General features: G+C 43.2%; 19 protein-coding genes. 12 read left to right on the forward strand and 7 right to left on the reverse strand.

From position 1 onward, the window contains the following. Window positions 1-388: 388 nt before the first annotated feature. The 3 genes from QUD05_RS09365 to QUD05_RS09375 all read right to left on the reverse strand — a co-directional run bounded on the left by QUD05_RS09365 (window position 389) and on the right by QUD05_RS09375 (window position 4,461). Window positions 389-3,289, reverse strand: a complete 2,901-nt coding sequence (locus tag QUD05_RS09365) for a M16 family metallopeptidase (RefSeq protein WP_289795816.1) — start codon at window positions 3,287-3,289, stop codon at window positions 389-391. A gap of 142 nt (window positions 3,290-3,431) precedes the next feature. Then, on the reverse strand, window positions 3,432-3,875 hold the full coding sequence (locus QUD05_RS09370; RefSeq protein ID WP_289795817.1) for a VOC family protein: 444 nt from the start codon (window positions 3,873-3,875) through the stop codon (window positions 3,432-3,434). Between the two features lie 76 nt (window positions 3,876-3,951). Continuing rightward, on the reverse strand, window positions 3,952-4,461 hold the full coding sequence (locus QUD05_RS09375) for a TIGR02652 family protein (protein ID WP_442937507.1): 510 nt from the start codon (window positions 4,459-4,461) through the stop codon (window positions 3,952-3,954). Window positions 4,462-4,702: 241 nt separating this feature from the next. On the opposite strand from QUD05_RS09375, the gene QUD05_RS09380 reads away from it, so the two are divergent. The 3 genes from QUD05_RS09380 to QUD05_RS09390 all read left to right on the forward strand — a co-directional run bounded on the left by QUD05_RS09380 (window position 4,703) and on the right by QUD05_RS09390 (window position 7,170). Further along, window positions 4,703-5,230, forward strand: coding sequence for a gamma carbonic anhydrase family protein (locus QUD05_RS09380; RefSeq protein ID WP_289795818.1), 528 nt, complete (start codon window positions 4,703-4,705; stop codon window positions 5,228-5,230). A gap of 312 nt (window positions 5,231-5,542) precedes the next feature. Beyond that, window positions 5,543-5,668, forward strand: a complete 126-nt coding sequence (locus QUD05_RS09385) for a photosystem II protein Y (protein ID WP_099101230.1) — start codon at window positions 5,543-5,545, stop codon at window positions 5,666-5,668. Between the two features lie 203 nt (window positions 5,669-5,871). Next, window positions 5,872-7,170: a bifunctional folylpolyglutamate synthase/dihydrofolate synthase gene (locus QUD05_RS09390; protein ID WP_289799931.1), complete on the forward strand. Its 1,299-nt coding sequence runs from the start codon at window positions 5,872-5,874 to the stop codon at window positions 7,168-7,170. A gap of 29 nt (window positions 7,171-7,199) precedes the next feature. On the opposite strand, the gene QUD05_RS09395 is transcribed toward QUD05_RS09390, so the two are convergent. Continuing rightward, window positions 7,200-8,498 carry an ABC transporter substrate-binding protein gene (locus QUD05_RS09395; protein WP_289795819.1) on the reverse strand — a complete coding sequence of 433 codons (1,299 nt, stop codon included), beginning with the start codon at window positions 8,496-8,498 and terminating at the stop codon, window positions 7,200-7,202. Window positions 8,499-8,650: 152 nt separating this feature from the next. On the opposite strand from QUD05_RS09395, the gene pilM reads away from it, so the two are divergent. The 9 genes from pilM to QUD05_RS09445 all read left to right on the forward strand — a co-directional run bounded on the left by pilM (window position 8,651) and on the right by QUD05_RS09445 (window position 19,480). Further along, the gene (pilM, locus tag QUD05_RS09400) at window positions 8,651-9,757 is read left to right on the forward strand and encodes a type IV pilus assembly protein PilM (RefSeq protein WP_289795820.1); all 1,107 of its coding nucleotides are present in this window, start codon (window positions 8,651-8,653) and stop codon (window positions 9,755-9,757) included. Between the two features lie 4 nt (window positions 9,758-9,761). Beyond that, window positions 9,762-10,538: a PilN domain-containing protein gene (locus tag QUD05_RS09405; protein WP_289795821.1), complete on the forward strand. Its 777-nt coding sequence runs from the start codon at window positions 9,762-9,764 to the stop codon at window positions 10,536-10,538. Then, on the forward strand, window positions 10,535-11,299 hold the full coding sequence (locus QUD05_RS09410) for a pilus assembly protein PilO (protein WP_289795822.1): 765 nt from the start codon (window positions 10,535-10,537) through the stop codon (window positions 11,297-11,299). The genes QUD05_RS09405 and QUD05_RS09410 overlap by 4 nt, the downstream gene beginning before the upstream one ends. 278 nt (window positions 11,300-11,577) lie before the next feature. Then, window positions 11,578-13,746 carry a secretin GspD/PilQ domain-containing protein gene (locus tag QUD05_RS09415; protein ID WP_289795823.1) on the forward strand — a complete coding sequence of 723 codons (2,169 nt, stop codon included), beginning with the start codon at window positions 11,578-11,580 and terminating at the stop codon, window positions 13,744-13,746. 680 nt (window positions 13,747-14,426) lie between these two features. Then, window positions 14,427-15,002 carry a Uma2 family endonuclease gene (locus QUD05_RS09425; protein WP_289795825.1) on the forward strand — a complete coding sequence of 192 codons (576 nt, stop codon included), beginning with the start codon at window positions 14,427-14,429 and terminating at the stop codon, window positions 15,000-15,002. Window positions 15,003-15,058: 56 nt separating this feature from the next. Continuing rightward, on the forward strand, window positions 15,059-15,700 hold the full coding sequence (locus tag QUD05_RS09430; protein WP_289795826.1) for a Uma2 family endonuclease: 642 nt from the start codon (window positions 15,059-15,061) through the stop codon (window positions 15,698-15,700). Between the two features lie 765 nt (window positions 15,701-16,465). Next, window positions 16,466-16,750 (forward strand): non-specific DNA-binding protein Hbs, encoded by a 285-nt coding sequence (gene hbs, locus QUD05_RS09435; RefSeq protein WP_010998076.1) that lies wholly within the window; start codon window positions 16,466-16,468, stop codon window positions 16,748-16,750. Window positions 16,751-16,776: 26 nt separating this feature from the next. Further along, window positions 16,777-17,880 (forward strand): threonine-phosphate decarboxylase CobD, encoded by a 1,104-nt coding sequence (gene cobD, locus QUD05_RS09440; protein ID WP_289795827.1) that lies wholly within the window; start codon window positions 16,777-16,779, stop codon window positions 17,878-17,880. A gap of 148 nt (window positions 17,881-18,028) precedes the next feature. Further along, window positions 18,029-19,480: a dihydrolipoyl dehydrogenase family protein gene (locus QUD05_RS09445; protein WP_289795828.1), complete on the forward strand. Its 1,452-nt coding sequence runs from the start codon at window positions 18,029-18,031 to the stop codon at window positions 19,478-19,480. Between the two features lie 278 nt (window positions 19,481-19,758). On the opposite strand, the gene QUD05_RS09450 is transcribed toward QUD05_RS09445, so the two are convergent. The 3 genes from QUD05_RS09450 to QUD05_RS09460 all read right to left on the reverse strand — a co-directional run bounded on the left by QUD05_RS09450 (window position 19,759) and on the right by QUD05_RS09460 (window position 22,496). Then, window positions 19,759-20,013, reverse strand: a complete 255-nt coding sequence (locus QUD05_RS09450) for a hypothetical protein (protein WP_289795829.1) — start codon at window positions 20,011-20,013, stop codon at window positions 19,759-19,761. 422 nt (window positions 20,014-20,435) lie between these two features. Continuing rightward, window positions 20,436-21,035 (reverse strand): DUF4360 domain-containing protein, encoded by a 600-nt coding sequence (locus QUD05_RS09455; protein ID WP_289795830.1) that lies wholly within the window; start codon window positions 21,033-21,035, stop codon window positions 20,436-20,438. 723 nt (window positions 21,036-21,758) lie between these two features. Beyond that, on the reverse strand, window positions 21,759-22,496 hold the full coding sequence (locus tag QUD05_RS09460) for a diacylglycerol/polyprenol kinase family protein (RefSeq protein WP_289795831.1): 738 nt from the start codon (window positions 22,494-22,496) through the stop codon (window positions 21,759-21,761). Window positions 22,497-22,512 lie beyond the last annotated feature (16 nt).

A 22,512-nucleotide genomic window follows, 5' to 3' on the forward strand; every position in this document is an offset into this window, starting at 1 on the left:
ATTCAACCATTGGATTCCCTGGACTCTTGCCGCTTCTAGAAAAGTGATGCGCGGGAATAATCTCCAATGAAGTCAGGGTTTTTTGTGTTGCGCCCCGCTTNNNGGTAGGNNNCTTNNNTAGGCTCTGTTTCACCGTGGGAACTCCCTGTTAGCGCCAGTGTCAACCCGCAACGAGTCGTCTGGTTGCGCCCTGTTCCCAGCTTCACTCTACAAGAACCGAGCTTGTTCGGTGTGGGCAGGTAAGGAGTCAATTCTGAGTCTGAATGGTAGGACTTTCACCTACATCTGACCGAGAGTTCAGCCTTTAGTGACAGTAATCTGCTGTCGGGCTGGATTAGTTATTTACGGACTGATTACCGTGATTTGCTAATCAACGAATCGCACATCTCTACCTAATACTTTTTTCTGCTAACACAGATGGCCCAGCAGTAACGACTACGATTTGATCTGGGTGGAGTAACTCACGAGCCACTTGATTAACTTCGGCAAGGGTGACTTTCTGGATTTTATCAGTGAAGGAGTGCAATTCTACTTTATCTAGTCCATACACCTCATTCATCAGAATTCTATCTGTTAATTCCTCTGGGTTTGCCAGGGAAACGTTGTAGTTGCTGATGAGGGTGCGTTTAGCTGTCTCTACTTCCAGCGCCGTGACGCCTTGTTGATGGATTTGCTGTAGCATTTGGCGGGTACTAGCGATCGCTTTACTGCTATCTTCAGGACTAGTCTGCATCTCAATCAAAAATGTCCCTACATTCTTTCCGACTTGAAAAGAGCTATAAATTCCATAGCTCAAACCTTGGCGATCGCGCACTTCTGCACCTAGTCTACTAGATAAGGTATCGCCTCCCAAAATCTGGTTCAATACTAAAGCTGCATGAAATCGAGGATCGTAACGGTTAATGCCTGTGTAACCCATATAAGTTACAGCTTGGGCTTTATCTGGTAAAACTGGGTTGACACTAACTATTTTCTGTGGCATTGCCACCGGAGGATATTTTAATGTGGGTGCTTTTCCGCTAACTTCCCAGTCTCCAAACTTATTTTTAATCAGCGATCGCACTTTGTCTAGATCAAAATCTCCCACCAGCGCTAGCACTGTTGTATCTGGACGATAATGTTTAGCTTTAAAATCAATCACATCCTGGCGCTGAATCTGCTGTAAACTCTCCTCTGTGGGGAAGGTATGTAAGGGGTGTTTTTTCGGATAAATTGACTGAACAAATACTCTTCTGGCTACTTCTGATGGCTCATCTAATTCCTGTTGCAAATCAGTTAAAGTTTGTTGGCGATGCAGTTCCAACTCTTGGCTTGGAAAGCTACTATTTTTCACAACATCTGCTAATATCTCCAGGAGTATCGGCAAATCATCTGATAGACTATCACCTTCGATATGTACGCCTTCGCGGTAGGTTTGAAAGTCTAGACTTGCCCCTCGTTCTCCTAAGACTTTAGCAATAGTTAAAACATCCTTGCTCTTAGTCCCATTTAGCAAATTATCTGCCACAAAAGCAGCTAATCCAGCTTTATTCTCTGGATCAAATTCCGTCCCAGCTTGAATATAACCGCTCAAGGTAACGGTGGGAGTACTGCGATCGGGTAACAGTAATATCCGCAATCCGTTAGTCAATTTAAATTCCTGGGGTAAGACTTGGGCAATCGTATCTGTAGCCAAATCCACGGGTGGTAAGTATTTTATTACCTCAGAAAAAAGCACAGGTGCGCCAGGAGAAAAATTTTCTGTAGTTTGGGCTGAGTGTGGTTTGTCAGTAACTTCTGTTAGCCGCTTCTGGGTTGGTTCAAAAAATCCTACTGTCCGCGCTTCTTTCGTCAGGTATTTGTTAATCACAGCAACAACATCCGTCGGCTCCACCAGACGAACAGCTGCCAAATAGCGGTCTGTGTAGCGATAATCACCAACGGTTGTCTCATCAGTGCCCAATCGCATTGCTTGAGAAGTGATATCACGGTTACTCAAAATTACATCTGCTATTAGTTGAGTTTTAGCTCGTTCTACTTCCTCAGATGTCACACCTTTTTCTGCTACATTGGCGATCGCACTACTCAACATTGAGTCAATTTTTTTCAAATCTTGTTTAGCTCCAGCCGTCACCAATACTTCATACCAGCCAGATTCTCGCAAACTGGTGACGGATGCTGTAACTTCACTAGCTAAACCTGATTCCACCAATGCCTGATAAAGTCTAGAATTCCGTCCCTCTGTCAAGATGTAATCCATCACATCCAGCGCCGGGACATCAGGTTGATTTGCATCCGGTAACGGATACACCGCCTGTAACAGCCTCCCTGCTCCCGGTTCTCGCAATATTATGGGAGTGCTGAGTGATAGAGATGAGGGAGAAATAACTCCTGCCCCCTGCTCCCTGCCCCCTGCTCCCTGCCCCCTGCTCCCTGCCCCCTGCTCCCTGCCCCCTGCTCCCTGCCTCCTGCTTCCTGCCTCCTGCCTGGGTAATTTACCAAACACCTCTTTAATTGTTTCCAGAGTATTTGCAGTTTGAAAATCTCCCACAATCACCAAGACAGCATTATCGGGACTGTAAAAATTGCGGTAATATTTTTCTACCTGCTCAACTTCAAATTTCTCGACATCAGCTTTGGTGCCACCTACAGGCAACCCATAAGCATGATTGGGAAACACCGCTTGCATGACAGCGCGGTTGAGGCGATATTCTGGACTATTTTCGTAACCCTGCAACTCAGAAATTACTACCCGCTTTTCACTGGCTAATTGCTCTGGCTCAATCTGGGAATTTCGCATTCTGTCTGCTTCCAGCACCAAGAGCGCTTTCAGCTTGTTTCGCTCCACAGTACCGTAATATGCAGTTTGATCGTAGCTGGTGAAAGCATTGGAATCACTACCTAAAGCACTAAACAAACGTCCAAATTGAATTGGACGGTTTTTTGTGCCTTTAAACATCATGTGTTCCAATTGGTGGGCAATGCCATTCACCCCCGGTTCTTCGTTGCGTGAGCCAACCTTGTACCACACCTGCACCGTCACCACTGGCGCAGTATGCACTTCCTTTGTCAGGACAGTTAGACCATTCTCCAGCACTGTCTTGCGGACATTTTCTGTCAGTGTTGAGGGCATTATTCTTTTTGCTAGCAAGGTTGACTGATATTTTTCTTTGTTAGTAGATATAACAGTATGTTGACTATGAGCGGGTCGATCGCTCAACAAAAAAACAGCTACTAGCCATAAACTTAAAAGTAATAACGGCAAGGGATATTTATAAAATTTAGAATAAAATTTGGAAAATCCATACATGTATTTAGCAGATTTATCTGTAAATTAAGTTACATAGTTATTTTGGAGAGTGACTACACTTTAATCTGGCAAAAAAATCTGTTACTTCAGTAACAATACAGAAAAACAATATATTAGCAACAAAGGTCATAAAAAAGCTAAATTACGGGAGTTTTGCTAAAACCCGAATGAATTCCAGAGGTAAACCATCGGTATCGGCGATGAAAGCTACTTCGTAAATGCGATCGCCTATTTGCTGTTGTGTCGGTTCTAAAAGCACCTTCAACGGTTCTAATCCTTCGGTTTGACTCTCAGTAGCTACCAATACACGTTCTTGCAAATTTGTCAACCAGCTAGGTAAATCTGGTGTCATCTCAGTTAGATCGAACGAGAGATGATAATATCCCACATAATGTTCGTCAGCAAAGGCATCTGGGGCTGGTTTTGGTTCGGGAATTTGGATCAGTTCAATTCTGCCGCCCAATCCTTCCATCCAGCAAGCTAGCGTGTAGCCTGTGGTAAAGCGTTCTGAGATTGTAAACCCTAAAAGTTCGTAGAAAGCGATCGCTCGATGAATATTCGCAGTCCGAATAGAAGCGTGGTGCATAACAAAAGTTAGGAGTTGTAAGTTATGAGTTCTAAATTGAATTTAACTCCTAACTCCTCACTCCTAACTCCTAACTTTACTCAAACAACCTGAAATAAGGGTAGCGTACAGGGACACCAGGCTCTTTTTCCAAGTCAAAATTAATCACTTCCCAACAGTCATCTTCTGAAGTATCGGGGCTAAACTCCACGGGTAAACCGTACAAACGCGCAGCAGTAGCTTCTGGTTGTCCAGAACGCCAAGGCGTGCTGCGTTCTAAGTAGCCACTCATCAATTCCTGATAGCGTCGAGCAATAATTACTCGTGTTGCTCGAAAGCCTTGGGTATAGAGCTTATCTAATGCTTCGTGAATTTCAAAGCGAATACCATCAGGATGAGTATGTTGTCTATACCATTCATTATTCCACCTCCGCCAATGACGCCCCGATTGCAAATGGATTAACTCTCCATTTTTAGGATTAGCTTCAAACGCGCCATGACGAGGGCACAAATAGGTATCTGTTAGTGTCAGCGCCGGAATAGTCTGGCGACAATGGGGACACTGTATTTCCGGCCCAAACATCGGGTACTGCAAACCTGGATTCATCATGAAGTGCGTACAAACATAATTTTGTCTTCACCAGCACTAGTGGGTCGGATTATACACTTCGGCTCAACCACTTTGGGNNNCTTGCTCACTGCTGCACAAACACGGTGTTGCGGCAGGAACATTGTCACTAGTGTTTTCCTCAGCGTAGAGGCTTGACGCTGTGATATCCTGGTTGTGCAACCAGCCTCAAAGGTTGGAGTTTCTCCAGTGTTCCTGGGTACCATATTCATATTCTATCGTGTCTACCGCTTCTTACTGGACATCTCCTGATTTTTCTCAAGCTGCCTTCATTGCGAGCAATGCTGTTGTTATGGGTTCGGTAAATATAGCAACAGGAGTGAGCATTTGGTATGGAGCAGTGGTGAGGGGAGATGTAGAACGGATTGAAATTGGCGAATGCACAAATATTCAGGATGGTGCAATTTTACATGGTGATGCTGGTTTTCCAACAATTTTAGAAGATCATGTTACCGTAGGGCATCGTGCTGTAGTACATTCTGCTTACATTGAGCGTGGAAGTTTGATTGGCATTGGCGCAGTGATTTTAGACGGGGTACGAGTGGGCGCTGGTAGCATTATTGGTGCTGGCGCAGTGGTAACTAAAAATGTACCGCCTTTGTCCCTAGTTGTCGGTATTCCAGGTAAAGTGTTACGGCAAGTAACAGATGTTGAAGCCGCAGAACTGATTGAACACGCTAAACGTTACCAAAAGTTAGCTTTAGTTCATGCTGGTAAGGGTACTGATATTGGTTTTAGCAAGGCTTAATAGTAGGGAGTGGGGAGGCAGGGGAGCAGCACTTCGGCTACGCTCAGTGACCAAGGAGCAGAGGGGCAGGCGGGCAGGCGGGCAGGGGAAAAGGTTAAAGGTTAAAGGGAAAAGGAATGAATTTAATCTTTCCCCTTTCCCCTTACCCTTTTCCCTTACCCCTTTCCCTTTCCCCAATTCCCAATCCCCAATACCCCATAAATTAAACATTCTTTACATTTGTATTTGGAAAAATTGCCCACTTCAGCTAAAAATAAAAATGAGAGCTAGTTGACAAAACTTTAATTTCTACTTAAGAGAGGGGTTCTAGATATGGATATCGATTTTCGTATAGCGATCGTTTTAGCACCAGTTGTTATTGCCGCTAGCTGGGCAGTGTTTAATATTGGCGCTGCGGCTTTAAGACAAATTCAAGGCTTTTTGGATAGAGAAGCTTAAATTAGGCTCAATATCATCATTTTTAACCGACTGTTTATCTTCACAGAGGCAGTCGGTTTTGTTCATATCGATTAATGGGACATGGGGTACAAGAGGCAGAGGAGAAAAACTGACTGCAACTTCTCCCTTGCTCCTCTGCTCCTTGGTCACTGAGCGTAGCCGAAGTGCTGCTCCCCTGCTCCCTCATCCCCCATTTCTCTACCTTGGATATCGATTCTGTAATACAACCCCTGCAACGCTTTGGTGTCCATTTAGGACTCGATCGCATTGTCAATCTATTGGCAAATCTCGGCAATCCCCATCATCAAGTCCCGGTAATTCATGTTGCTGGCACTAATGGCAAAGGTTCAGTCTGTGCCTATCTTTCCTCGGTACTCACAGAGGCTGGTTATCGTACAGGACGCTACACTTCACCCCATTTAGTTGATTGGACGGAACGTATTTGTCTGAATGAACAGCCAATTTCCTCTGAGGAATTAAGCCAATTATTAGAAAAAGTCCAAGCGGTTATTCGTGCTGGTGACGAATCGGCAACTCAGTTTGAAGTAATTACGGCGGCCGCTTGGTTATATTTTGCCCAGCAACAAGTTGATGTGGCTGTGGTAGAAGTCGGACTGGGAGGGCGCTTAGATGCTACCAATGTATGCTTGGAACCTTTCGTTACACTTATTACTTCCATTAGTCGGGAACACTGGCAACAACTTGGCCCTACCGTCGCTGATATTGCTAGAGAAAAAGCAGGTATTCTTAAACCTGGATGCCCTGTTGTGGTTGGACCATTACCACCAGAGGCAGAGAAAGTGGTGCGATCGCGTGCCTTAGAATTACAATGCCCAATTTTTACACCTCAACCCGCCCGTGAAATCGCTACAGGATGGGCACAATATCAAACAATTCAAAGTTCAAAATTAATTAAATACCCTTTGCCCTTAGCGGGACAAATTCAGTTAACTAATTCGGCTTTGGCTTTAGCTGCTTTAGAAATTCTCCAACAACAGGGTTGGCAGATTTCAGAAGAAGCCATAACTAAGGGCATGGCCAAAACTAAATGGCCGGGGCGGATGCAATGGACTACTTGGAAAAACCATAAAGTATTACTTGATGGCGCTCATAATACTGCCGCTGCCCAAGTTCTCCGCCAATATGTTGATAGCTTAGACGCAGTTAACCCCAAACCCATAAACTGGGTTATGGGAATGTTTGCCGATAAGGATCATACTGATATTTTTACTGCATTACTGCGACCAGGCGATCGCCTTTATTTAGTGCCAATACCAGTAGAACCGTGGCCCGGTAGAACTTCCGCTGACCTAGACTATCTATCAAACCTAGCTTACAGCCTCTGTCCCGAATTAAGCGATCGCCAAATCCATCCAGATTTATTCACAGCACTAGAAGCCGCCACCATAACCGCTACCACAGAAGATTTAATCGTTTTGTGTGGTTCCCTTTATTTAGTAGGCGATTTTTTATCAACCACCAATATAATTCGTAAATCATAATTACGAATTACGAATTACGAATTACGAATTTATCTGTTGTTCCACTCTTGCGCCGCATCCTCTACAGCTTTATCTACTGTCTTCTGATCTAACATTGCTGCTTGCAAGTTCTCATAAACAGCCTTTTGCAGTTTATTAAAATCCTTCAAAGTAGGGGTTAATATTTCTGCCTGTTGTAGTTGTTTAGCAGTAATAACTCGCGCTTTTTCTACTGTTGAAGCATTAGCTGGAACATCTTTAAAGTAAGTATCAGACAATGCTTTGATTGTAGAAGGTAAGACATTTGCAGCTTTAGCAAAGGCTAACTGATTTTCGTCATTGGTGACAAATAAAGCAAATTTCACAGCCCCATCTGGTTGTTTGCTATCGCGGGGAATAACTATGTTCATTACCGCGACATTTTTCTTACCTGTATCACCAGTGAGTTGAGGTGCTATTTCCGAAGCTTGAGCAATTTTTGGGGCATTATTAGCGATCGTTTTCAGGAACTCTGGCCCAGAAGCTAGAAATGCAGTCTCTCCAGATTGGTATAAATCGATCGCGTGGCGATGTCCTTGGGTTAAAGCCTCTTTAGGAAGCAAACCTTTTTTATACAAGTCTACCCAATACTGAAACGCGGCTTTTCCTTGTGCTGAATTAAACGCTGCTTTACCCTCAGCATCTATTAAGGTGACTCCCATTTGTACGAAAGATTCCAGCACTTCACCAGAATCTTGCGGTACGAAAGTCACAAAAAAGGCATACTTACCCGTCTTGTCTTTAATTTGTTGCGCAGCTTGTGCCAATTCTGCGTAGGTTGCAGGGACTTTATTGATACCTGCCTGTTTTAATAAATCAGTGTTATAAATGGTTAACCGTGTGGTGAGATACCAGGGAATCCCAAAACTCTTACCATTAAGCGTGCTTGCTTTCCAGATATTCGGCAGATAGGAGGAACGTACATCATTTGGGACTTTCGTATCTAAATCTAACCAGGCATTTCGTCCGGCAAGTTGAGAAGCAAAACCCGGATTTAAGTTGACTACATCAGGTGGCGTTTTTGCGGAGACAGCTGTTAATATTTTGTTCTCCATTGCCGCCCAAGGTACATCAACCCAGTTAATCTTTATACCTGGATTTTGCGATTCAAAATTCGCAATTAGGCTTTTGAAGTAGTCGGTAAATTGAGGTTGGAGTTGCATTGTCCAAAACTCAACAGTTCCCACTCCTGAAGTAGCTTGTTTTGTACTTGTATTAACATTACCTGTACTGCAACTTACAATCCAACTGGTTAATAAGCCAAGCAGTACAAAAGCAACAAGTTGTTTAAATTTTCGCAATTGAATCATTTTCCCAGTATTTTTACGCTTGATCGGTGTGAAAAGCTTAGACAGAATTGTTGAGATTATAGGCTAAATAAATTACCCGTAAAGACGTAATATATAACGCCTTTACTGCAACAAATTTAAATTTTCAATTTAGCAGTCCAGCGGGCACAACTGTGGTAAAAAGCTTCAATAGTCTGTTTGGCAAATCGAAAAAAGGGGTAGGCATTGAACTTGCTCCCGAACGGGTAAATGTTGTTCAGCTACGCAAGCAGGGTCAAGGCTTGAAACTAGAAATCTATACATCGGTAGCAGTTCCAGAAGGGATAGTTATCGATGGTCAAATCAGCGACCCTCCAGCAATGGCGCAATTAATCCAGCAAGCGCTAGCTGAGAGCAAAATCAAAACTTCTCACGTTGCTACCGGTGTACCAGGACGAGATTCTATCGTTCGGATTATACCAGTGCCAGCAGAGTTAGACGACAAAGAACTGCGAGAAATGGTGCTGAACCATGAAGCAGGTTTGTATTTACCCTATCCTCGTGAAGAGGCTGATGTAGATTATCAGAAACTTGGGTATTTTGTAGATGAAGATGGCATTGAAAAAGTACACGTACTCTTAGTGGCGACCCGCAAGGAGATCACGGATACCTATATAAGTACCTTCGAGCAGGCAGGATTACAAATTGATGTTTTAGAAATTAACAGTTTTGCTCTGATTCGGACTATTCGCGAACAACTGCGACAATTTGGCCCGCAAGAAGCAGCAGTACTAGTTGATATCGAGTTCGACAGTACAGAAATCGCCATCATCGTTAACGGAGTGCCGCAATTTTCACGCACAGTCCCCATCGGGACTTATCAAATGCAAACTGCCTTAGCAAGGGCAATGAGCTTACCTACATCACGAGATATGGAATTGTTACACGGAATGGTTATTCCTGCAACTCCCATAGACGGCGGTAAAACTGGCGTTACCGAACTCGATCCTGGCATGGCTGCCATATTGAGAGTCTTGGGAGAACTAACGGATGAACTGCGCCGTTCCATCGATTTTTACCTGAACCAAAGTGAAAATTTGGAGGTAGCGCAGATTTTATTAGCTGGGCCAGGAGGTGGACTTCAACAGCTAGATGAATTTTTTACTCAACGATTGAGTTTGCCAACTACCCAAATAGATCCAATCGGGTCTTTATCTTTGGAAGTTGACACTGATAAATATCCACAGGTACAACGCTCTGGCTTGGCGATTGTACTCGGTCTAGGAATGCGGGAGGTGTAACAAAATGTACAGCCTAGATGTTAACTTTCTTAAAGACCGCCCAGCATTCCAGAAAAAGCCAGAGAGAAAGGGAGGAATAGCTCTAAAATTTCCTACAGGGGATTTGACACTACTGTATGTGGGAGTTGCAGTAGGTATAGGTCTTCCGGCTTTATTAGGAGTTAGTTGGTGGTTGCTGCAAGGGAAGATTGTTGAATTAGATGGTCAGATTGCACAACTAGACCAAGAAAGCAAGAGGTTAGATACAGAGATAGGAAATCTGAACAAAATCAAAGCCGAGACAAATGCAATTAAAGGTGAAACCCAAGCTTTAGTAACTGTATTTGACCAGATTCGTCCTTGGTCAGCCATGCTGCAAGATTTGCGCGATCGCATCCCAAGCGCAGTGCAAATCGAGAATATCAAGCAAATCCCACCCATTGCAGCAGCAGCAGGTCAGCCACCAAATAATCCCGCAGGGGGATTAGAAATTAACGGATTGGCTCGTTCTTTTAATGATGTCAATGATTTTTTATTAAGTTTACAACAGTCTCAGTTTTTGAAGTCCACAGAAACCAGAATTCTGACAGCAACTTTAGTAGAGGCTCCCTTAACAGCAAGTGCGAGTCAATCTTCTACTGATGTAATTATTAAGCCACCTCAAGTAGTTAAATACACTATTCAATCGAGCATGAACGACGTTCCAGCGTCGGAATTAATTCGAGAGTTAGAAAAAAAAGGCACAGTGGGGTTAGTAACTCGAATTCGTAATATGCAACAAACAGGAGTCATTTCAAAATGACGCTGAGTGATGATTTAAATTTTGCCGAACAAGGTGGGGAATTCGATCAGGCAGCGCCAGCCTCACCTGTAGTATTTGGTATTGCTTTCACACCAAAAATTATTGGAATCTTGGTGGGGGTAGCTGGTTTAGCGGGAGCAGGTTATATAGTGTTAAACCTGCTGATGCCAGCTTGGGAAAGCTATCAGCAGCAGCAAGCCAAAAGCACTGAACTGCAAGGGCAAATTGAGCAAAAAAAAGCCAATATCAAACAGATTGACAAAGTTAAAGACGAACTAGCACAAGCAAAGCAGCAAAAAGTTCAGGTTTTAAGTTTATTTGCTAACGAAAAAACCTTAGATACATTGCTATTGGATTTGAACCGCTTAGTTGAGTCTGGCAATACTCCAACTTCTATGAATGCAGTAAGAGCCAAACTGAAGAAATTTGTGCCAATTTCCCAAAAACCAGAACCGATTACCGATGGAAGTCTAGGACTACTGGTTGACGGCAAGCTGCAACGCAGTAGTATTAATGCCGAGATTACAGCAACTTATGAACAAACACAATCGATAATTCGTAACATTGAGCGGTTACAGCCTTTGTTAATAGTTAAAGATTATCAAGCAACTTTGGCTCCAGTAGAGTCAAGATCCCCATTAGACAAAACGCCGATGCAGGTTGGTCCAGCAGCGATTAATACATCATTCCAGTTACAGGTATTGATGCCACTTAGTCCAGAAGCAATAGCCGCAGCAGCTAAAGCTGCTCCGAAAAAGTAGTCAAATTAGAGCTAGGACGAATATAGAATTCGCGGCTACACAAGCGTAGACAAACCCTTTCCGCAGACTAAGGAAAAATTGAGGGTTTTGAAACTCACGTTCGCCGTTGACGTTCCCGCAGGGTAGGTGGGTAAAGTCTCGTGTAGTCAAAGCGTGGTCTTCTCCCGCAGGAAGAGGCTAGCACCAATGGGGAAACCCCATAAGCAATTGGCGTGCGGTTTCTAACTGCCTACTCAAAATTGTATGTAAACAGGGTTTTATAAGGTGAGGAATGAACTGTGAAACAGCTTCACGGTAATAGTTTTATTTTAGGTACTGCCGCTTTTGTATTTTTGGCGGCTCAACCAGTTTGGGCACAAATTAGTCAAGTTACTAATGTCCAGTTAACTCCAGTTAATGGTGGAATTAGCGTTGCTTTGAAAACTTCTTCTGGGTCGCGCCCCCAAGTTTTCACTACAAAAAGAGGCAAGGCTTTAGTCGCGGATGTTATCAACACTCAATTACGATTACCACAAGGTAATAGTTTTCGTCAAGATAACCCAGCACCAGGAATTGCCTCTGTTGAGGTTAGTCAGCTTGATGCTAATAGTATTCGGGTGACGGTAACTGGCAGCAACGATGCACCTGGCAGTCAACCTGTGATGCGATCGCAAAATGGGATTACACTCAGCTTTAGCCCTTCAACAGGCACTACAGCATCAGCGCCAACGCCAACAGCCCCAACATCCACAGCACCACCTGTTACGACTCCAGCCCAACCTGGTCAAAATCCAGGTGTTCTCGTTCCTAACCCGCAAGTCACCATTGACGGACAACCTGCACAAGCTGCTGGGCCAGGTCAACCTCTGAGTCAGGCTCCACCTTTCTTACCTAGAGCCGTCGCCCCACCAGTGGGAGATATTGCTATTTCCGCTACCGATGCTTCTCCTAGCACTGTTGACTTAGCAACTCAGGAACGTGTACCTCGGCTAGTACTGCGAGATGCCCCAGTACGTGAGGTTTTGTCATTGCTTGCCCGTGCTGCTGGTTTGAACTTAGCTTACGTGGGAGGAGAGCAAGCTGGTGGAGGTCAGCCAGGTGGCGGTGCTAATGCACCAGCAGTTTCTCAAACTATTTCTTTAGATATAGAAAATGAGCCAGTGCAAGATGTATTTAACTACGTTTTGCGCCTCAGCGGTTTAGAAGCTAACCGTAGTGGTCGTACAGTTTTTGTTGGGGCTAAACTACCTAATGCAACACGTGACATGGTTATGCGTAACCTGCGACTCAATCAGGTGACAGTGGGAACCGCACTAAATTTTTTGGTTGGCTTAGGAGCAGAAAGTGCCGTCAGCCGCGAACGACTAGTTACCAGTGTTAGTGCCGTAGCCGTGGGTACTGCCGCTGCTCCCATCACCCAAACTCAGACGACCACAGAAACCAAACTGGAAACCCAACGTGCTAGTTTTCAAGACTCTAGTCCATTATTAAGAGGTTTACAGGCATTAGGAGACGAGCGCACCAATTCCCTGACCTTAATTGGCCCTCCTAGACTGATTGAGATTGCGATGGCTCAACTAACTCAGCTTGATATCCGCCGTCGTCAAGTGGTAGTCAACGTCAAGATTATTGATGTCAACCTCTCGAATATTCAGGACTACAACACTAGCTTTTCTTTTGGGGTTGGTAACAACTACTTTAGCAATGATGGTGGTGTCGCCTCTCTGAATTTTGGGGGTGCCAGACCAGCTACCAGTGATGAAGCGAGAAATAGCTTGAGTAGTACACCGATCATCAATAATGTCACTAGCACTATTACATCACCATATCGGTTTACCAAAAGTCTTCTCGCTAGTTTGAAGGCTCAGGTTACAAATGGCAATGCTAAGATTTTGACCGATCCAACCTTAATTGTCCAAGAAGGTCAGCAGGCTCTGGTCAATCTGACTCAAGAAGTAGTGGGAAATATAACCCTCGAAACAACGGATACTTCCGGTGGTTCTAGGACAGAAAGAACAATTGAGAAACAAAAAGTTGGCTTAACCTTGAGTGTAAAAATTGAGCGGATTGATGATAATGGGTTCGTTTCTTTATCGGTTGCCCCTACTGTCAGCGCTCCTTCAGGCTCAGAAAATACAGGAAATGGACAAATTATTTTAGTGTCTGAGCGCTCTCTTACTTCTGGCTTAATTCGCTTACGAGATGGTCAAACACTAATCCTGAGTGGTATAATTCAAGACCAAGACCGAACAGCTGTCTCCAAAATTCCTATCTTAGGTGATCTTCCACTGATTGGTTCGCTATTTAGAAGTACAAACCGACAGAACCAGCGTCAAGAGGTAATTGTGTTGCTTACACCTCAGATTATGGATGACTCAGAGAACTCCTCTTACGGCTATAACTACGCCCCTAGCCCTGAAGTGCGGCAAATCCTTGAGCGTCGTGGGTTGAAGAGTCCTGGCAGGTAATTAAAGATAATTAGTAGGTGAATCACCTCTGCTAAAGGCTCAGATCCCCAACTTCTTAAAGAAGTTGGGGATCTTCTTTTTTACGAGTAGGTTTAAGTTTAAATGTCATTCTACAATAAAAATACCCAATCACAATAGAAGTAGCAGTAGTGAGTAAATACTAATGATTTCAGAACAAGAGCTATTAACAAAGTGGCGTTCTCTTCCACAAGACAAACAAGAGGAAGTTTTAGATTTTGTTGAATTTCTTGGTTTGAAAAAGTTTGCAAATAAAATTCCATTGGGCAAAGGTTTGCACCAAATTTACACTAGGATTGTTGCTTCTGGTAAACATTTATTGGATGAAGATGAAATCGANAAAAAACTCGCCAGTCGTAGAGGTGGGCTACAGGGTAGAGAAGAATGAAAATGACTTATATTATGCCATGTGCAACTATACTCTCAAACCTAACCCCCAACCCCTTCCCTGGTAGGGAAGGGGAGCAAGAATCAAAGCCTATCGACCTTTCGGGGAGAGGAATGGAAGTGGGGTTTTAAGAATAAGTTGCACATCGCATTATATTAATTCTGGGGTGTTACTCAGCGCAACAGATGGTGTTAGTATAATTGCCGAGAAAGCCCTTGAAATATATGGATATAGATTTGTAGCACACTCATCTAATAAAAAGGGAAATACTCTTATGACAGCACTTACATTAAACCTCAATTCTGTAATTAAACTGACAATAGAGCAGTTTTATCAATTGTGTGAAGAAAACCCCGATTTAAAATTAGAACGCAATGCCCAAGGAGAGTTGATTATAATGCCACCTACGGGAGGAGAAACAGGAAAAACTAATTCTACTATTAACGCTCAAATATGGTTGTGGAACGACCAAAATCAATTGGGCGAAGTTTTTGATTCATCAACTGGATTTACTTTACCATCCGGGGCTGACCGTTCTCCAGATGTTTCGTGGGTAGAAAAATCTCGTTGGGATGCTTTAAATAAAGAACAAAAAGAAAAATTTATTCCTCTATGTCCTGATTTTGTCATCGAGATCCTTTCACCTAATGACAGCTTGAAAAAAACTCAGAATAAGATGCAAGAGTATATCGAAAATGGTTGTCGTCTAGGTTGGTTGATCAACCGAAAAAAACAGGAAGTAGAAATTTATCGTCCAGGACAAGATGTGGAAGTTTTAAAATGTCCTCAAACTATTTCCGGCGAAAATGTTTTACCTGATTTTGTACTCAATATACAACGAATTTGGTAAAAGGTTCGGTGTAGGGATACAGTACTGGAAAAAGGTTTGTTGCAAAGAAATAAACTATGGTGGCAATAACAACATCCGCAGAAAATCGGGTTTTACTCCAAAACATTAGCTGGCAAACATTTAAAACCATGTTGGCTGAAATGGGTTCAAATCGTAACTCCCGACTGGCTTATGACAATGGAACCTTAGAAATTATGACCCCACAAATGCCGCACGAGAACTCAAACCGTGTAATTGAAGGTTTTGTTGTTGTCCTGTGTGAAGAGTTGGGCTGGGAAATTAGACGCGCTGGTTCATTAACTTTAATGCGGGATGATTTGCAGCGGGGAGCCGAGCCAGATAGTAGCTACTACATTCAAAATGAAGCCCTAGTTCGAGATAAAGAAAATATTGATATAGCTATCGACCCGCCCCCTGACCTGGTGCTGGAAGTGGAATATTCCAGGTCTGCAATAGACAAGCTGAGGCTTTATGCTGCAATGGGAGTTACCGAATTTTGGCGTTATAACGGCAGTGTGTTGCGAGTTTACACGCTTGCAGGTGGACAATATTCAGAAGTTCAAACCAGCCCTACTTTTGCATCTGTGTCGGTGAAGGAGATTCCTCGGTTTATTCAAGAAGCTAAAAAGAATGGGGAAATTGCTACTACCCGTGCTTTTCGGGCTTGGGTGCAACACAAAATTTCTGCTGGGGATTGACTCACTCGCCATGAATGTGCGGATATTCAACAGCCACATACTCAGGGGCTTTCAGCATTTATTCTTACAAGGGTTTGTTGAGTGCCTGCGTTCGTCATAAATACTAGGTCGAAGCAAGCTACGCGTAACGTCTTGCAGAGGAGAAGTTATCGCAGCGTAGTTTACCGCCGTAGGCATCGCTACACAAATGTTAAGAAAGATGTGACTAATGGATAGCTTTCTAGGGAAAAAGCTTTAATTTTTACCCCTTCTTGACTAAAGAAGCTTGTTAGGAGGTTAAATTTTGCGTTGGATTTTTCAGAAGACATGAAAAGTCAGCAAAATCCCCGACTTTTTAGATAAATCGGGAACCTGAGCCTTCGATTTTCATAAAAATTGCTTAATCTCAGCAATAACTCTTCAACATCGGTAATGAATGCCAACAAACATTGACCATCTCCCACCTCCCCACTCCCCTGTTTTCTTTGCAATTGCGGGATTTACTAGGTATTTTTTCCTACTTTTGGGGTGGTTTTTAGTGAAACAAGTACCCTAAAATTACAAAAAATCCTGAAATCTATATAAATTAATGGTTTCATCTATCCACATCAGGCTACAACACCTTAGAATGATTCATTGAAAAGTCGAGCCGATGGGATGTACAGCCGTTTTGAGAAAAAATACTCCCAAAGGATGATTTTTGTATTTCCGCAAACAAAGATTTCAGTACGGATGTATTAATGTGCATCCGTACTGAAATCTCAAGTAAACCTTCAGGAGTTTGACATGAACAAAGGTGAATTAGTTGATGCCGTAGCTGAAAAGGCTAGTGTTACCAAGAAACAAGCGGATGCAGTCTTAACTGCCGCTTTGGAAACGATTATTGAAGCGGTTTCCTCTGGTGATAAGGTGACATTGGTGGGATTTGGCTCATTTGAATCACGGGAACGTAAAGCCCGTGAAGGTCGCAACCCGAAAACAAATGAAAAAATGGAAATTCCAGCGACGAGGGTTCCTGCCTTCTCCGCAGGAAAACTGTTTAGAGAAAAGGTAGCACCCCCAAAAGCATAGGTTCTGTCTTCGGGAACCCTTTTTTAATGCGGCAACCTGCACACGGGGGAAATTTAGCCTGGGCAGCAGCACTGGCTGGCTGTCCCCCTGATGCTATTCTGGATTTTTCTGCTAGCATCAGCCCATTGGGCCCTCCAAATAGCGCGATCGCTGCTATTAAGTCCCACATTGGTAATCTTAAGCACTATCCAGACCCAAACTATAGTGAACTGAGACTAGCTCTCAGTCACTTCCATCAAGTGCCGTCTGAGTGGATTCTGCCGGGTAACGGCTCCGCAGAATTACTCACTTTAATCGGTAGGGAATTAGCTCAATTAGCCGCGACAATTTTAATCACTCCAGCCTTTGGCGATTACTACCGAACCTTGGCAGGGTACAACGCTAATGTGCTGGAGTGTCCTTTGTCACTTGTACTGAGCGAAGTCGTTGGCGCAGCCTCTCGTAGAGAAGTATTAGTCACTGGTCATTGGTCATTATTCCTTGACAAAGGACAGGGGACAAAGGACAAAGGACTATTGCTAAATAACCCCCACAACCCAACTGGAAAACTATTTTCACGGGAGTCTATTTTGCCCTATCTGGAGCAATTTGCTTTGGTTGTGGTGGATGAAGCATTTATGGATTTTGTGCCGCCCAATGAGGAACAAAGCCTGATTCCGGTGGTGCAAGAATATCCGAATTTAGTAGTATTGCGATCGCTGACCAAATTTTACAGTCTCCCAGGATTACGATTAGGATATGCGATCGCACATCCTGATTGCCTAGCTAAATGGCAGCTATGGCGAGATCCTTGGCCTGTAAACACACTAGCGGCGGCGGCGGCAATTGCAGCACTCCAAGATACGGAGTTTCAGCAGCAAACCTGGGCATGGCTAACACCTGCACGAAACCAACTGTTTCAGGGTTTAGCTGAAATCCCAGGATTGCAACCCCAAGCAAGTGCTGCTAACTTTTTACTGGTTGAGTCCCAAGAATCTACTTCCCAGTTACAGCAACAATTACTCAAGTATCACCAGATTTTAATCCGCGATTGCCTTAGTTTTAAAGAACTAGGCGATCGCTTTTTCCGGGTTGCTGTACGTGAAGAGTCCGATAACCAACGCTTACTAACAGCGCTAAAAGAGAGTTAGGAGTTATAAGTTAGGAGTTAGGAGTTAGGAGTTATAAGTTAAAAAAGGGTTTTAATTCTTAACTGCTAATTCCTAACTCTTAATTCTTAATTCCTAACTCCTAACTGCAATTCCTAACTCTTAACTCCTAACTCTAATCTAAATTCACGTGACCGTTGACTACGATGTTGTAATTATTGGCGGCAGTCTTGCTGGATACTATGCTGCACTTGCTGCAACCCAACTGCGTGCTACAGTTGCCCTGGTACAACCCAAAGTAGACTACGGGTTTACTCATCACCATGCTCTTACCGAAATTGGTAAACTAGCGCAGAAGTTGAAGGATGCGGCTGGTTTTGGTATTTATGCCACACACACTGATACCTCAGAAGAATGCCATATATCTATGGCATGGCAAGAAGCGATGCTGTATGCTCAATGCGTCGCCTCAAATCTCCAAGAACAGCATTCCCTAGCCATCCTAGCGGCGCAGGGGGTCGATATCATCGTTGGCAGTGGTCAATTTCAATCTTCACCCCAACTGGCTTTTGCCGTTAACAATCGCCTACTACGCGCCCGTACTTATTTGCTGGCTAGTGGTTCGCGTCCAGAAATTCCTGAGATTGAAGGATTACAAGCCACTGGCTATCTAACCCTTTCTAATATTTGGCAATCTTTCCAGGGAACGACATTACCCAAAAATTGGGTAATTATCGGTGGAATTCCCCAAAGCATTGAAATTGCTCAAACTTTAGCAAGGTTTGGTTGCAGTGTGACGCTGGTAGTCAAGCATCCTTATGTTCTTCCCTATCTAGACCCTGAGATAGCCATATTGCTTCAGGCGCAGTTGGAAGTAGAAGGTGTGCGTGTCCTCACCGAAAAACCAGTAACTCAGGTGAGGCTAATTGAAAATAAAAAGTGGATTCAAGCAGGAGATAAGGCCATTGAAACTGATGAAATTTTAGTGGCGACTGGACAACAACCGAATCTTGAACCTCTAAATCTGGCAGCAGTAGGTGTGAAATGGCATCGTCGTAGCTTAGTGGTAAATGATAAACTGCAAACCACTAACCACCGTATTTATGCTTGTGGTGATGTAATTGGTGGTTACGACTTTGCCAATATCGCTAATTATGAAGCAAAAATTGCCCTGAACAATGCATTATTTTTTCCCAGGTTACGAGTAAATTATCCCTCAATTCCTTGGGCGATATTTTCTGTGCCGATGCTGGCACAAGTTGGTTTGACAGAGGCACAGGCAAAACGCCAATTTCGTCGAAATGAAGTTTTAGTTTTGCGACAATATTTTAAAACAGTGGCAGCAGCCCAACTTCGGGATGAAACCACTGGTATGTGTAAATTAATTGTGCTACGCAATGGGGAAATTTTGGGAGCTTCGATATTGGGGGCAGAAGCTGGCGAATTAATTAATTTGATTGCCTTGGCAATATCACAAAAAATTAAAGTCAAACATCTAGCAAATTTATCTCCTGCCTATCCCAGTTTCTCAGAAATTCTGGAACGAACTGCAAGAGAGTGGAGTAAGCAAAAGTTAAATACCAACATTCCTTTGCAAGAGTTTTTAGAAGGCTTCTTCCATTTCCGCCGCAATTGGAATTAGCAGTTACGCACGGAGTCGTCACTATAATAATAACTTAAACAAGGTACTGATATAGGACTCCGATTTGATTTCTGAAAACATCTTGAGACTGAAAAGCCCCTTTTATCAGGGTTTTATCTAAAATGTAGTTCAAAAATCAGATATGAGTCCTATATCATTACTGACTTCCACAAGGATACTGACTTTGCGGTTCTCGCTGCCTTTGCCAATATTGACAGCACCTTGATTGCAAACGCAACGTCATCAGAATTGGGGAGCATCCCTCAAAATTGAGCTTATTATTTTTGTTGAACTGCAAACTTGAAATCTGTCAACACTAATTCTCCTCCGGTTGTTGTTAATACTAAATTAACGCCTAAAACACTTTTTCCTTGACTTGTATAGTTGGTTGGAAGTATTTGCTTGGTCAAATCAAAATTCCTAGCATTTCCATATGTTATTTCATATGGTGTTGCTTTATCACCAAGTAAAAATGATGTGATAGCTACTCGTGCTGATGCTTTCTTGACTACACCTTTGACAGCTAAAGGCACGAGCCTAAATTGCTTTTGAGTATTAGAGGTATCAATTCTAATGATACATCTAGCTCTTGGTGATTGTGCCTTTACAGTTATAGGAGAGCGAAGTGTAAACTGATTTATTTGCGGATTGAAAGTTATATTACATCCCCTATTAACCGAAAATCGTGGCTGGTTGTTTACTGGAGCAGCAGCGCTAGATGACTTGGCGTCATAACAAGAGAAAAAAACAAGCACATTAATATGAAAAAATTACGTGCATCACTTAATTTCAACATCATCTTATTCTCCATCAATAGAATATTTGTAATCTTAAAGAAGAATACCTTCAGTAGATTCAATGAGTGGTGTGTCTAAATCCCCCACTCATTGAAGACCACTAAATTGGGAATTTGGTTTGGTGTATCACCATCTATCCCCAGAATCGCTAAAAGCAACTAGTCGCAACGCTTTAGGTCAAAAAACAGTCTCACATCCCCAGCATTGATATCGGCTGTATCAACGAAAATAGAACTTCCTGCTGAGGATTGTGCAATCAGATTAATACCTAATAGTCCTTGCCCACCACCACTACATAAACCTGAAGCAGCTAGAACAGTAATCTCATCTTGCTCCGCAAATGCCTTACTAGATGTAAACTTGGTAGTTTTAGGGGGAGCTACAGCTTGACCAAAAGCACCACCACTAAAGCTATAAGTTCTGTTTAAACTGGTACCTCTACTCTTGCTATCAATATCAGTAGTGCCTTGGTACAGTACTTGTACATCTTGGATGATGAAACCACTTGGAATAAAAGTTTGAACGCGTAAAATACACCTTTGACGCTGACCATTGAATGCACTAAAGTTATCCAAGACGATCGATAAGGTTCTACCATCCTCTCCAGCAAGCTGATCGTCAACAATACATCCACCAGACCCGATTGCATCTCCAAAAGTAATACTAGGCGACTCTTGAGCCAAAACCTTGGTCCCAATCACGTTGAGTCCAAGAATTGTAGATATAGAAAGTAATACACCAAATTGTTTAAAGTTCATATTGATTGTACCTATGTTGCTAGAGTTGTTTTTTGATGAAAAATGTATTCAGAAGGCAGAAGGTACGAGATATGAAGGCATCTTTGCTTTAATCCCACGCTTAAAAGCATGAGATTGAAGCAAGGATGCTTTGTGTCTGGTGTTACATATCTCGACACAATTTTGTTCTAGTAGTGGGCAATCACCCGCAACTAGAGTTTTGATTGTTACTTACAGGCTTCTGCCTTCTTCAATTGTGGGAAATCCTTTCAAGTATGCTTTGACAATTTCTGCTCAATCAGAAAATGAAGCATAACTGTGTATCACTGGAGTTAACAGAAAGAAGATGGACATCATGTTGCAAAATGTATTCTTGCTGTATGTCCATGTGGGGAAGATCATATAGTTGTCTCAATTAAAAAATATGTGTTCTTGATCACACACATATTGTGTTTCCGAACACTGCCAATTTAAAAATAGTAGTATTGTAGTGTGAAGTAGCAGTACTCCAAAATTAGGTGCTAAAAATTAGGGGTATAAATCGCCGAATTAATAGTGCGATACGGATAGCGCAGCGTAAAGCCTTCTCTTTCAGAGACGCTAACGCGAACGGCATGGCTTCTCTACGAGAGGCTGCGCCAACGCTTAGAGTGAGCCGTCGAGCGTAACCGACTGCCGCAGACATCGCAGTTAAATAGCTGTTTTTATTAAGAATCTATATTATGAGTGGCTGAAATTCTAGTCTTAGACTGGGAACGAGGTAATTGGGAGTGCCCTACAAACTCGCATGAAAATCCAAACTACTCCCGCCGCTGTTAGAGGTACGCTGAGGTTATCTGTGCCGTGGGATGAGACTGCCTCTGCTAGAGTTGCGAAAGTAGCAGTTACTACTGCCGTCAAAAAGGCCCATCCTAAACTTAAAGGCGTTGCAAAAGGACTCAGCGACGAACCAGGTAGCAGTAACAGCACCAAGAAAATTACTACTGTACTCGCTATAAACATTGCTGCTGAACCTTCCCAGGAACGTATAGAACTTCCCACTTGGTATTTATGTTGCCCAAAACGTTTACCGATTAATGCTGCTAGTGCGTCACCCCAGGTCATTGCCATGATCCCAGCTACAGCAATTGGGGCGCTATCTACTGGCCCATCTGGTCGCCACAATAGCCCGAACAGCAATGTCACTGAGATAGCGAAATAAACTGTGCCGGGTGAGCTATCTTGGGTATCCATTGCGCCGATGATTCGGTAGCGGTAAAACAAGTAGTTTAGTCCGATAAAGGTAGCAAAAGGTATAATCCCGATTTCCCAGTGGCTAAACAGTAGCAGGACTCCGAAAGCCCACATCCCTGCACCAATATGGATTACCTTGCGGGTCAAATCCGGCTTTACACCAAATAGCCTACGTAGTCCCTCGCCAATCACAAGCAGACTGATAGCGTAAACATAAGAAATTGCTAGCCCGATAAAATCATTTGTCATTTGTCATTTGTCATTG

The organism is Nostoc sp. GT001, assembly GCF_030382115.1.
Taxonomy (GTDB): Bacteria; Cyanobacteriota; Cyanobacteriia; order Cyanobacteriales; family Nostocaceae; genus Nostoc.